The following is a 534-nucleotide window of genomic DNA, read 5'->3' on the forward strand; positions in this document are numbered from 1 at the left end:
ACGCGGCATCCACCTCCTGCTGCACGGGCCGGTCGGCACCGGCAAGACGGAGCTGGCGCGCACCCTGGCCGCGGAGCTGGGCGTGCCGCTCCACGCGGTCGGCGAGGCCGATGAGCGCGGCGGCGAGCCGACGCGTGGCGAGCGGCTGGCCGAGCTTCGCCTGGCGCAGCGGCTGCTCTCGGGCGCCGGCCCGGCCCTGCTGACCTTCGACGAGGCGGAGGATCTCTTCGCCGGCGACGGGCCGCGTGGCGGCTTCGATCCCTTCGACGAGGACGCCCTCTTCCGCCCGGCCCCGTCCGCCGGCTCGCGCGCCTACATCCACCGGCTTCTGGAAGGCGCGCCGGTGCCGGTGATCTGGACGGCGAACAGCCTGCGCGCCTTCGGCCCGGCCGTCCTGCGCCGGATGTCCTGCTGCATCGAGATGCCGGTGCCGCCCGCGCCGGTGCGCGCCGCGCTCTGGACGCGCGCCGCCGCGGCGGAGGGCGTGGCGATCGGCGCGGAGGAGGTCGCGCGGCTTGCCCGCACGCTGCCCGC

1 protein-coding gene is annotated in these 534 nt (G+C 77.7%); it reads left to right on the top strand.

Annotated elements, in window-relative coordinates; genetic code table 11:
* Window positions 1-534, top strand: a 534-nt coding sequence (locus tag OZN99_RS33320) for an AAA family ATPase (protein WP_270939438.1), incomplete at both ends; no start/stop codon positions are given.

The organism is Falsiroseomonas oryzae, from assembly GCF_027856955.1.
Classification (GTDB): domain Bacteria; phylum Pseudomonadota; class Alphaproteobacteria; order Acetobacterales; family Acetobacteraceae; genus Falsiroseomonas; species Falsiroseomonas oryzae.